We start from the raw sequence: 12,968 nt of genomic DNA on the forward strand, positions 1-12,968 counted from the left end.
CTCTCAAATAAATAATGCTAATTTGTTTACAATTACCTGTTCTGGTTAAAATAACTTGATATCTCATATCAATTGTCTGTAGCAAAATTTTGACTGTTTCATCAACAAAACAAGAATAAAAAGAATCCTCCAACTCCTGTTGCTTATTCACCCATTATTGTAACAAACTTGTTACAATAATGGTAACATCTCCCTCGCATAAATAGTACTCAAAAAGAATACACTTATTTTACGCATTCATGTGCCTGTTTTAAAAAGATATCCCCCAAGCTCCCCAAGCTTATTTTACGACGGCATCCGTAAATGGTAGAATGTAAAGGCCCGCATAACAGATAGCAAGGCATTGTACATTACATTTTTATGCTTATAAAAGAGCTGGTTAGGACCATCATTATACTAATTTTAACCCCTAATGTCACCAATAGTTCTTGGCATTTGAAGGCGTTCATAAGCGGCATTTTTATTTCTTTTTTTTAACTTTTTACCCCTACATTCATTACGATACGCAAGAAAATCGTTTTATTTGTTTCAACAGAAACAGATTTGAAATAAAAAAATCTTACGATATTTGAAACTTTCATTCAATATTTATAATGATAAATTATTATTATAAATCAATAAATTGCATTATAAAAATAGAAATTAAAATTTCTTTTTCAAATAAAGTTTCTCGTAAGAACACCTTTCTTGTACCAATAATATCAAATAATAACAAATTTAGCATAGTGCTTTAAAACACCCAATGCAACAAAACTTGCATATTAGATACTCTTCTTATGATGCTCTCCATAATCCCCAAAAGACCTTTCTTTCATCAGAACCGCTATAGAAGAGAAAACAAAAAAATATACCACTGCATTATTTAACCAAAGAATTTTTCTGCAATCAGAAAAGAGAACAAAAATCATCTGTTCTCATATAAAGATTTGTTTAATTTCTTTACATCCCAGATCATCTAGAAATGTTAAAAATACCTCCCCTTTTGGTATCAGCAGTCAAAAGATCACTTTTGTTTTATTACTCTTCATTCAATTTTTTAATATTATTATAAATACATGGTCACATCTGCTTTAAAAAATAAAACAAGCATTCGCTATTTAAATAATGTCTGTCAAACATTTTAAAAATCGCACATTTTAATGTGCTTTTTTATTTCCCTGTATTGAGTAAAATTTCACGTTTTCCCACATGATTAGCGGCTCCAACAATGCCGTTTTCTTCCATCCTCTCAACAAGAGAAGCTGCTTTATTATAGCCGATTGAAAGTCGGCGCTGAATATAAGATGTTGAACATTTTTTATCACGCATAACAATCTTTACAGCTTGATTATAAAGCTCCTCTCCCTCTTCATCAAAATTTTCTTCCTCAGAAACTTCAACCGTTGAATCGGCAGAAGCATCCTCTTTGTTATCATCTTCGTTATCTGTGACGGTTGCTAAATAATCAGGTTTTCCTTGCAGTTTAAGATGTGCAACAATGGATTCAACTTCTTCATCAGAGACAAAAGGTCCATGAACGCGTACAATACGCCCCCCACCCGCCATATGAAGCATATCTCCTTGACCTAAAAGCGTTTCAGCACCTTGTTCACCTAGGATCGTACGACTGTCAATTTTTGATGTCACTTGAAAAGAAATGCGGGTAGGAAAGTTCGCTTTAATTGTCCCTGTGATAACATCAACAGAAGGGCGCTGCGTTGCCATAATAAGATGAATACCAGCCGCACGCGCCATTTGTGCTAGGCGCTGAATGGCATTCTCTATTTCTTTCCCTGCCACCATCATGAGATCAGCCATCTCATCAACAATCACAACAATATAAGGAAGCTGCGTAAGATCCATGGCTTCTTCATGATAAAGCATTTCCCCTGTTTCCTTATCAAAACCCGACTGTACAGTACACATGATCGTTTCACCTTTTTGAGCCGCAAGTGCAACACGTGCATTAAAACCATCAATATTACGTACACCTAACTTAGCCATTTTGCGATAACGCTCTTCCATTTCACGAACCGCCCATTTTAAAGCTGTTACCGCTTTTTTAGGATCTGTTACAACAGGTGTTAAAAGATGTGGAATGCCATCATAAACAGAGAGCTCTAGCATTTTAGGATCAACCATGATCAAACGACACTGTTTTGGTGTCATACGATAAAGAATCGACAAAATCATTGTATTAATTGCTACAGACTTACCTGATCCTGTTGTTCCTGCAACCAATAAATGAGGCATTTTTGCTAATTCTACAATGACCGGCTCACCACTAATCCCTTTCCCCAAAGCAAGAGCAAGTTTAAATTCACTTTCACGAAAAGAACGTGTTTGAATTAATTCCCGTAGATAAACGGTTTCACGAACCGCATTGGGTAACTCAATCCCTATAACATTCCGTCCAGGAATGACAGCAACGCGTGTAGAAATAGCAGACATAGAACGCGCAATATCATCAGAAAGATTAATAACGCGCGATGATTTTACACCCGCAGCAGGCTCAAATTCATACATTGTAACCACTGGCCCTGGATGTACATGGATAACTTCACCCTTAATGCCAAAATCTTCCAAAACACTTTCCAAAAATCCAGCACCGCGTTCCAATGTTTCCTGAGGAATCATCGTACCTTCATGAAAAACAGGTTCCTGTAATAAATTGATCGGAGGAAACTCATAAGCATCACTGTCAATAGATTGAATATTTTGCATAAAAGCAGAATCATAATTGCTTAATGGCACGCGGGCAGATTGCAATATTTTCGTTTTACCGTTTGTTTGCATCACAGACAAATCTTTTAAATTTGGTGTGACATTCTTTGTTATGCAGTCGACAATATTATTATTGGTTTTTTTCGTCTCTATATTAGACTCAGCGTCGCTTAGTGCCACAGTATCGTTTAACGCCCTTGCATTACTTAACGTATGAGCGGAATCTTCAACAGAAAGCTTAGAATGACATTCTTTAGTAATATCATTATTCGTATGCATTAAATCAGAAATTTGCTCAACGCCTCGCATCCTTTCCGCTGGAGATTCTGATGTAATTGAATCATAGAGTTGCGGAAAGCGGTATTCGAGAACACGGTAAAGAGCAGTTATTGACTCATCAAAGATAGAAGGAATATCGGATGTAATTTCATTTGTCGTGTCAATCGATGTTTGATCCTCTTTTGAAGTTTGAGTATCCATATGTTCAAATATCAAAGATCCGCATTCAAAAAATGCATCATCTGAAAGATGCCAAGCAGGATTCGTTTTTTGTAGCACATTTTCTACTTGTAATTTATGCTCTTGTTTATCCTCCTCAAGTGGGATATTTTCTGATGGTATACGAGTAACTTGTCGTGACAACTGCTTCAAAACTGTTGAATGACAAACCGACGTTTTATTTTCTATTGATTGAGGATTAATAACTTTTTTTGTCGATGAAACGCTTGTTGTTTTCTTGTTACAACGTGCAATATCTGTATCTGTAATTTTTTTTTGATCTTGCTTCGTAAAAATTTTAAACTGCTTTGCAAAAACTGGATCTGTTTCTATACGACGACGCAAAATCTCAACTTCTGGGGTTCGCGTGAAACGGACATTTTTTCCGAGGGTAAATGCCTTTTTCCATACTTCCGGATAAGGAAATATCTCCGTAATCTTAACAGATAAATCTTCTCTTGATGCACCTTTCGTACCATCATCAGAAAAAGAAGGCGTAGAAATAGATTTTGTTTTCGAATTATGCATGGCACCCAACAAATTTATAGCAATAAGAAAAATAACCTTTTCAAAAAGAATTCGTAGAAACTATCATACGAAGGTTAATAACCTTTTGCTGATGGTTACTTTTTAATGAAAAAAATAATGCCATAATGCATATTCATAATCTCCCTTCTGCATATTTACGATATAAATTGTCTCGTTTATGATGTCATAGAGCTCGTATTTCATTTGTTTTGAAGAAAACTTCATGATAAAAAGGCTTCAGGAAGGTTGTCTATAGCTCTCTTTCTTTCCCATTTCATAAAAGCAATTAGTCCCAATAATACAAATGGGTATATAAGCATTGCTCTATTGAATTCTCCATGCTCAATTATCATGATATAATCTAATTTCTCGCGTTTTTATAAGATTACCCTTGTTATCCTCGTTTAAAACGGCTTAGACTAAGATAATCATAATTAAACAAACACAAATAGAAAAAAGGGAATGAATTATGTTTAATAAACGGAAATTTTATATCAATGGTCTATGGGATGACCCAAGCACTCCTCACGATTTTGACGTCATTAATCCATCAACAGAAGAGGCTTGTGCTGTCATTAGCCTTGGAAGTAAAAAAGATGCCGATAAAGCAATTAACGCGGCTAAAGAGGCATTTCAAAAATGGAAAACAACGTCACCAAGTGAGCGTCTTGGGTTCGTTGAAAAAATTCTAAATATCTATGAAAAACGTTCTAAAGACATGGCAAAAACTATTTCAATGGAAATGGGAGCACCGATTGATATGGCTCTTAATGCGCAAACTGCAACTGGCAGTTCCCACATTCGCAATTTTATCGAAGCTTATAAAGAGTTTTCGTTCCAAGAAACTTTAATAAAGGGAAATGAGCAAGCAATTCTTCACTACGACCCTATCGGCGTCGTAGGATTAATTACACCATGGAATTGGCCTATGAATCAAGTAACTCTTAAAGTTATCCCTGCTCTCTTGGCTGGCTGTACCATGGTATTAAAGCCCTCTGAAATTGCGCCTCTTTCTGCTATGCTTTTTGCTGAATTTTTAGATGAAGCCGCGCTCCCTGCAGGTGTTTTTAATTTAATCAATGGTGATGGTGCAACTGTCGGCTCTTACCTCTCAGCACATCCAGATCTAGAAATGATTAGCTTTACTGGTTCAACTAGAGCAGGAAAAGATATTTCTAAAAATGCTAGCGCTACTTTAAAAAGAGTCTGTCTGGAACTTGGGGGAAAAGGAGCGAATATTATCTTTGCTGATGCCGACTCAGATGCTATTCAACGTGGTGCGCGACATTGCTTTTATAATAGTGGACAAAGCTGTAATGCACCGACTCGTATGCTTGTGGAACAAAGCATCTATGACAAAGCCATAAAAATAGCTAAAGATATTGCAGAAACAACAAAAGTAGGACCAAATTTCCAAGAAGGAAATCATATTGGTCCCGTCGTTTCAAAAAAACAATATGACAAAATTCAAGATCTTATCCAATCAGGAATTGATGATGGTGCAACTCTTGTTGCAGGCGGAACTGGTTTACCAAGAGGAATTGAACGCGGTTATTATGTCCGTCCAACAGTCTTTGCTGATGTAAAACCTCATATGCGTATTTTCAAAGAAGAAATCTTTGGTCCAGTTCTCTCGATTCTTGCTTTTAATACAGAAGAAGAAGCTGTCGCTTTAACGAATAACACTGAGTATGGTCTTACAAACTATATTCAATCACAAGATCGCAACAAATGTCGTCGTATTGCGGCACAAGTACGCTCTGGTATGGTAGAAGTTAACGGACATGGATTACCTAGTGGAAGCTATTTTGGGGGTGTAAAATTTTCTGGACGCGCCCGTGAAGGGGGACAGTGGGGAATTAAAGAATTTCTCGATAGTAAAGCAATTTCGTACTGGTAAAATCTTATTAAAAACTTAATAGGAATCGTATGGTAATACAGAAAATAACGGATGAAGGTGCTCTTGGGCAACGTCTTGATCAGTGGCTCGCAAAACAATATCATAATGTGTTATCACGTTCGCGTTTGCAAACCCTCATCCGTGAAGGCTATCTTAAAATTGATGGTCAATTCATAAAGGAACCAAAAACAAAATTAAGACCTAAGCAAATAATTGAATTGGCAATGCCTGACCTTCGTGATGCAGAACCTAGTGCTGAAGCTATTGCATTGGACATCCTTTTTGAAGATGATCATATCATTGTTATTAACAAACCAGCAGGTCTTGTTGTTCATCCTGGCAATGGAAATTGGACCGGTACGTTGGTTAATGCCCTTATCTATCACTGCGGTAATAGTTTATCTGGTATAGGTGGTGTTAAACGCCCTGGCATTGTCCATCGTCTCGATAAAAATACAAGCGGTGTTATGGTTGTTGCAAAAAATGATCGAGCTCATAAAAGTCTCAGTGCTCAATTTTCTGATCATGGACGTACCTGTGCATTAGACCGACGCTATCGTGCCTTGATTTGGGGGACACCTCACCGCAATGTTTGGACAATTGATGCATCACTTGGCCGTTCGCCCCATAACCGAACAAAGCAAGCTGTTATCCATAACCAAAACCCTTATGCTCGTCATGCTGTTACACATTTTTCTTTGCTAGAAAAATATGGCTCTCATGCAGACTCAACATCTTTTGCTAGCCTTCTGGAATGTCGCTTGGAAACTGGACGCACCCATCAAATCCGCGTTCATATGGCTCATATTGGGCATCCACTCATAGGCGATACAGTTTATGGCAACGCTTTTAAAACAAAATCAAACGCATTCAACCCCACTATTAGAAATGCAATCGATCAATTCAACAGACAGGCACTTCATGCCGCAAGTCTCACTTTTGAACACCCTTCTACCGGTAAAGTTATGTCGTTTTCCACACCACTACCTCAAGATATGGCTAAACTTATTAAGCATTTTAAAAAAATGAATTGAAACTTTTCTCCTTCTCAAGATTTCACAATAAAATATCTTTTTTTGAACAAAATTGAAAAATATGCTAAAGTAAATGCACGCAGGTATTACTATCTGAAACATCGAATTTGCCTTATCAGGGAATTCAGACAAAAGGAGGGTGCTATTATGGCCCATATGAATTTGTTATCAGTAACCACAGGCGATGGTGGATTAAACCGTTATTTGGAAGAGGTGCGTCGTTTTCCAATGCTTGATCCAAAAGAAGAATATATGTTAGCTCAACGTTATCGTGAGCATAATGATTTAAAAGCAGCGCATAGGCTGGTAACCAGTCATTTGCGTCTTGTAGCTAAAATCGCGATGGGATATCGCGGCTATGGACTTCCCATTGGGGAAGTCATTTCAGAAGGCAATGTTGGACTCATGCAAGCTGTTAAGCGTTTTGAGCCAGAACGTGGTTTTCGTCTTGCAACCTATGCAATATGGTGGATTAAAGCATCAATTCAAGAATATGTATTGCGGTCTTGGAGTTTGGTGAAGATGGGGACAACAGCTAATCAAAAGCGCTTGTTTTTTAACCTTCGTAAATTAAAAAGTAAACTTCAAGCACTTGATAACGGTGATCTCAATGCAGAACAAGTAAAAGAAATTGCAACTCAGTTGCATGTCTCAGAAGATGAAGTTATATCAATGAACCGCCGACTTGGTGGTGACACTTCACTCAACGCACCCCTTCGTACAAAAGAAGGGGAAAACAGCGAGTTGCAAGATTGGTTGGTGGATGAATCTAACGATCAAGAACAAATTTTAATTGAAAAAAGTGAATTGGAAAATCGTCGTTCCATGCTTATAAATGCCATGGACAATCTCAATGAACGCGAAAGACGTATATTCAAAGCACGTCGTTTAAACGATATACCATTAACTCTAGAAGAACTCTCTGGTGAATTTAACATTAGTCGAGAACGAGTAAGACAAATTGAAATGCGTGCATTTGAAAAAGTGCAAAATTCTATCAGAGATTCTGCTTTGTCTCAAAGTCAAGTATAAGACTCTAGAATTAGGTATGAAGCCAATTGTTTGCGCATTTTTAAAGTAGAAATGAGAAAAGCGTATATTGGCTTTGTACTTGTAAATTAGTCTGTAGAATCCTTTGAGTTATAGTATACAATTTTATTGAGCGTGTTTGATATAACTAATAAAAATCGATATCGAGAAATAACCTTTTATTTTATTTGCATCTATGTTTTGTTTTTTTGATCAAGAACTGTTAACTTATCTTGTTGTGCAAGCCATTGTCCAATAACTTTATTGAAAATAGACTCACCTGTTGGTCCCTTCGCAAAGGTTAATTCATTTATACGTCCGTTTTTATCCGTTAACACTAAACGCATCCAATCTAATTCTCGCATCAATTGCAAATTTCGATCAAGAAATGGATGATTACCACTCAATGCAACAAGAAAAAAATCATCGTTAATTTTTATAGAAATAGTTCTTACTAAAGGCTGCCCAATAGATTGTTCGCTTGCTTTAAAGGTTAATGCTTGAACACTGCTTATAGCTTTACCTGAGAATTTATCAGAAAGAATAAAAATAAGATCCATAATATATGCAGCAGGAAATGACCGATCGGTATTGCGACGTAAAATTAACCGTAATGATAGCCCTTCATCAGGAATTGTTATATCACCTTGTATGGCTGTTTCTTCTGGAGCCCCTTTCACATAAGACTCCTTTATAAGCGTCCAGCGAACACTTCCGGTTGCTATCTTTTCTGCATCATAATTTGTACGTGCTTGATAAAAAACAGCTTCACCTAATTTATCAAGCGATTGCAAATTGCTGGAAACAACGGTTGAGATTCCTTCTTCATCCGAAGAATCTGTCGCTTGTTTTAAACCGACATCAATTTCACTCCCATCCTCTAATAAACGTTGTGTTAACTTTCTCTTAACCGAAAGTGCCTTTGGTACTTCGTGAGAAACTTGAAGATTTTCTCCTAATATCTGATAATCATTTGATACAAATACACGCCCACCAATAAAAAAAATACCAATAGTTAAAACAGCAAAACTAACAACAGAAACAGCACTTATCACAATACGCCTTTGCACCAATGATTTATTAGCACGACGTAAAGCCTGAGAAAAAATATGCGAAACAATATGAGGATTATCTTCTTGCGACGAAGAAATCTTTAACGCACAGCTATTAACATGCTGAGAAGATACATCAGCCTCCATATTAACAGGCTCTGCATCTGGTATATCTGATACCCAAGGCTCATCAAATAACTTGCTATCCTTTGGATGTGTAACAAAATCCTGCTTTCTTTTTATGTCTACCACTGAAAATTCATTATTCTTTGGTAATATAGTTTTTTTTGTATATTTCTTATCTTCATTTACATTTGTGGGATTCCACCCAATAACTAAAGAAAGCAACTTCTTTTCAACTGCTAAATATTCTTCTTCAACAGTTGCAATAGCACTCTGAAGAATCTTTCTTTGTTCATCGGCTATTGCTTGTGGTATTTTTGCTGTTACAAATTGATATTCTAGTGTTTCGATAGCCCGTTTATAAATCCGCTTACGCACTTGTGGTGTAACATTATTTTGTGCATTAATTGCCTTTTTTAAGATTCCAACGAAATCTACCATTTCCTCTATAATCTCTCTTAAACTAAGCAAAGAAACCCTAGCACTCAGGCTAAAACAGCTTTATTTTAGGCTCATAAGTTTATTGTCATTTATATTGGTACAACTATTGTCATAGTGTAAAATGAATATGAAAAATAAACAATGTCATTTTACACCTTTCTTTCACGCACTCTTAAAAACTCTTTTTGTTAAAAGATATAGAAGTGAACAAAAGATCTATATGGAAACCTAAAAATAATAATCAATTTGCAAAAGGATCTGTAATAAGAATAGTATCTTCACGTTCTGGACTCGTAGATAATAAAGCCACTTTTGTGTTAATCAGTTCTTCAATATAGCGTATATATTTAACAGCCTGCATTGGTAAATCTTCCCACCTCAATGCATGGGCTGTTTTTTCCTTCCAACCTTCTAATGTTTCATAAACAGGCTTCACACGGGCTTGGGCTCCCATGGAAGAAGGTAAATAATCAATCCTTCTACCATCAAGCTCGTAACCAATACAAACTTTTATTTCATCCAAACCATCCAAAACATCAAGTTTTGTCAATGCTATACCTTGAACACCGCAAACTACTACCATCTGACGGACTAAGACAGCATCAAACCAACCACATCGACGCTTTCGACCCGTTACAACACCAAATTCATGCCCACGCGCTCCCAGAAATTCACCAATATCATTTATCTGCTCTGTAGGAAAAGGCCCTTCTCCAACACGTGTGGTATACGCTTTTGCAATACCCAAAACATAATGAATTGCACTAGGTCCCATCCCTGAACCTGTACATGCCTGCCCAGCAACTGTATTCGATGATGTTACGTAAGGATAAGTTCCAAAATCATTATCGAGTAAAGCACCTTGCGCACCTTCAAAAAGAATGTGTTTCCCTCCTCTATAACCTTCATCTAAAAGACGCCACGTACAATCCATAAAGGGCAAAACTTTATCCGCAACTTGCATCAATTCATCATAAAGCGCTTGAGAATCAATCTCTGCCCCCCCCATCCCACGACGCAAAGCATTATGATGCCTCAAAAGCCGCTCAATCTTAGCCATAAGTGTATCTTTTTCTGCTAAATCCATCACTCGGATAGCACGACGTCCCACCTTATCTTCATAAGCCGGTCCAATACCACGCTTTGTTGTACCAATCTTTAAACCAGATAAACCGCTTTCTCGAATTGCATCAAGATCACGATGCAAAGAAAGAATCAAAGGAGCATTTTCAGCAATACGTAAAATTTCCGGTGTAATTTCCACGCCCTGATCACGTAGCTTTTTCAACTCTGCTACAAAATGATGGGGATCAACTACAACACCATTCCCAATAATTGATAATTTGCCACGCACTAAACCAGACGGTAAAAGTGATAATTTATAACTAGCTCCATCAATAACCAATGTGTGGCCAGCATTATGCCCCCCCTGATATCTCACCACGATATCTGCTCTCTCAGACAACCAATCTACAATTTTACCTTTGCCTTCATCACCCCATTGTGTACCGACAACAACTACATTGGCCATAACTTTCTCCGTCGTGTTTGGTCAAAAAACCAGCATTCAAAAACAAATACTTCTTTATAACGAAACCTTAGAGCAAGTGCGACTCCTCATTTCAGATTTTTCTCAATCTTCAAGTGATTAAATTTTCAAATTTATGATAATAAAGATAAGCAAATACCAAAATATTTTAAATCTGTCATTTTTGCTACAAAAAGTAAAAAATTAGAGATTTTAATTTGTGCGTATCCAACACCTGACAGAGCATTCATTCCTCCTCTTAATCTTTTACAATTCATGTAATATTTAGAGGCTGTTTGTCTGATACAAGAATACGAAAGATTATCATGATCTCTCGTATTCTTTTTCTGTTTAAAAACACGTTGTGAAAATCACCAGTAATTATTTAAAGCTGTGCTTTTTCAACTTGGAACGCCCACTCAAGCCATTGTGTTAAAATTTCAAGATCGGAAGCCTCAATTGTTATACCCGCCCAAATTCGAAGCCCCGGAGGAGCATCGCGATACGAACCAATATCATAAGCAACTCCTTCCTCATCAAGACGTTTCACAACCGCTTTTATGAAAGATACTCGCTTTTCCGTATCCAAAGCAGTAATCACTGGATCCACAATATCTAAACAAATAGCGGTGTTAGAACGCACTTCAGGATCTTTTGCCAAATATTCTAGCCATGGTGTTTTGCGAACAAAAGCATCAAGTACAGAAAAGTTTTTCTCCACCCGTGCTCTTAATGCCGCTGAACCTCCTAGAGATTTTGCCCACTTCAACCCATCAAGAAAATCCTCAACACAAAGCATAGAAGGTGTATTGATTATCTTTCCTTTAAAAATATCTTCGTTCAATTTTCCATTTTTTGTCATATAGAAAAGTTGAGGCATAGGCCAAGCTGGAACATAATTCTCAAGCCTCTCAACAGCACGAGGACTTAAAATCACCATACCATGCGCAGCCTCACCTCCCAAAACTTTCTGCCATGAAAAAGTAACAACATCTAATTTTGAAAAATCAAGATATTGCGCAAAAGCTGCAGATGTTGCATCACAAATGGTCAATCCAGCCCGCTTATGGGGAATGAAATCTGCATTAGGAATACGCACACCAGAAGTTGTCCCATTCCATGTAAAAACAACATCACGATCAAAGTCAAGTTGTGTTAAATCTGGTATTTCACCATAAGGAGCTTCAAAACGACGTACATCAGAAAGCTTTAATTGCTCGACAACATCTTTATTCCACCCAAATCCAAAACTTTCCCACGCCGCCATATCAATGCCACGCTCACCTAATAGAGACCATAGAGCAGCCTCAACAGCACCGGTATCTGAACCTGGCATAATTCCTATACGATGATCAGAAGGAACCTCAAGAATCTCACGGGTTAAATTAATAACTTCAGCAAGTTTTAATTCTGCTTCTCTAGATCTATGCGAACGCCCAACTAATGCATTTTTAAGAACATCAAGAGTCCAACCAGGCCGTTTGCTACAAGGACCTGAAGAAAAATTAGTATTATTGGGACGACTGCTTGGTTTTTGTAACATTATCATTATTTCTCCCCTTTTAGATGTTTTTCTTTCTTTATAAAGAAAAACAAATTATTATAAAGACTAATCAATAATCTTTTTAGAAAAAAGTCAAAAATATTTTCTATTATTTCGTATGCTTAAAATTCACGGAAACTTTATAAAAAAATCTTTCTTAATCATGCTTCTCGATTGATTCTTTTATTTTTTTGTATCATCACCATGATAAGACAGCATTCTACTAACAATACACTAACGCGTCCAATATGCCTATCAAATTTATTTTATGATAAAGATTCATTGATAACTCTCTAGAATAGGGAGATAAACTTATTAAAAAATCAATTATTTTTCTTTTGATGACTGGACAGAGAAAATTTTAATGTTATAACCGCAAACGCTTTATATTTTTTATGAAGCATGCCCAGATAGCTCAGTTGGTAGAGCAGCGGACTGAAAATCCGCGTGTCCGTGGTTCGAATCCGCGTCTGGGCACCACTTTTTGTGTTTAACATATTGAAATATATAGCTTTTTTCTTTAAATAGCCATTTTCAGACCACCTTTTAGACCACCTTCTACAGTTTATATAATTTTACCTAATTTGTT

At 36.8% G+C, this 12,968-nt stretch carries 7 protein-coding genes and 1 tRNA gene; 4 read left to right on the plus strand and 4 right to left on the minus strand.

Going from position 1 to position 12,968, the window contains the following annotated elements; translation table 11 throughout:
- Window positions 1-1,149: 1,149 nt before the first annotated feature.
- A complete protein-coding gene (locus ACFIKG_RS01430) occupies window positions 1,150-3,729 on the minus strand; it encodes a DNA translocase FtsK (protein WP_375651608.1) in 2,580 nt (859 codons plus the stop codon).
- Window positions 3,730-4,198: 469 nt separating this feature from the next.
- Here ACFIKG_RS01430 and ACFIKG_RS01435 point away from each other — a divergent pair, with 469 nt between their 5' ends.
- From ACFIKG_RS01435 to rpoH, 3 genes are all read left to right on the plus strand, one after another.
- A complete protein-coding gene (locus ACFIKG_RS01435) occupies window positions 4,199-5,629 on the plus strand; it encodes an aldehyde dehydrogenase family protein (RefSeq protein WP_375651609.1) in 1,431 nt (476 codons plus the stop codon).
- Window positions 5,630-5,658: 29 nt separating this feature from the next.
- Complete coding sequence (locus ACFIKG_RS01440) at window positions 5,659-6,663, plus strand: RluA family pseudouridine synthase (protein WP_375651610.1); 1,005 nt, start codon at window positions 5,659-5,661, stop codon at window positions 6,661-6,663.
- Window positions 6,664-6,810: 147 nt separating this feature from the next.
- Window positions 6,811-7,695 carry an RNA polymerase sigma factor RpoH gene (gene rpoH / locus ACFIKG_RS01445; RefSeq protein ID WP_375651611.1) on the plus strand — a complete coding sequence of 295 codons (885 nt, stop codon included), beginning with the start codon at window positions 6,811-6,813 and terminating at the stop codon, window positions 7,693-7,695.
- Window positions 7,696-7,886: 191 nt separating this feature from the next.
- On the opposite strand, the gene ACFIKG_RS01450 is transcribed toward rpoH, so the two are convergent.
- From ACFIKG_RS01450 to ACFIKG_RS01460, 3 genes are all read right to left on the minus strand, one after another.
- Window positions 7,887-9,308 carry a hypothetical protein gene (locus ACFIKG_RS01450; RefSeq protein WP_375651612.1) on the minus strand — a complete coding sequence of 474 codons (1,422 nt, stop codon included), beginning with the start codon at window positions 9,306-9,308 and terminating at the stop codon, window positions 7,887-7,889.
- A gap of 241 nt (window positions 9,309-9,549) precedes the next feature.
- On the minus strand, window positions 9,550-10,839 hold the full coding sequence (locus ACFIKG_RS01455) for an adenylosuccinate synthase (RefSeq protein ID WP_375651613.1): 1,290 nt from the start codon (window positions 10,837-10,839) through the stop codon (window positions 9,550-9,552).
- Between the two features lie 382 nt (window positions 10,840-11,221).
- On the minus strand, window positions 11,222-12,385 hold the full coding sequence (locus ACFIKG_RS01460) for a phosphoserine transaminase (RefSeq protein WP_375651614.1): 1,164 nt from the start codon (window positions 12,383-12,385) through the stop codon (window positions 11,222-11,224).
- 398 nt (window positions 12,386-12,783) lie between these two features.
- Between ACFIKG_RS01460 and ACFIKG_RS01465 the strand changes: the two genes are divergently transcribed.
- Window positions 12,784-12,859 (plus strand) — tRNA-Phe (locus ACFIKG_RS01465).
- Window positions 12,860-12,968 lie beyond the last annotated feature (109 nt).

The sequence above is a fragment of the Bartonella sp. LB28NMGDW genome (genome assembly GCF_042194435.1).
Classification (GTDB): Bacteria; Pseudomonadota; Alphaproteobacteria; order Rhizobiales; family Rhizobiaceae; genus Bartonella; species Bartonella grahamii.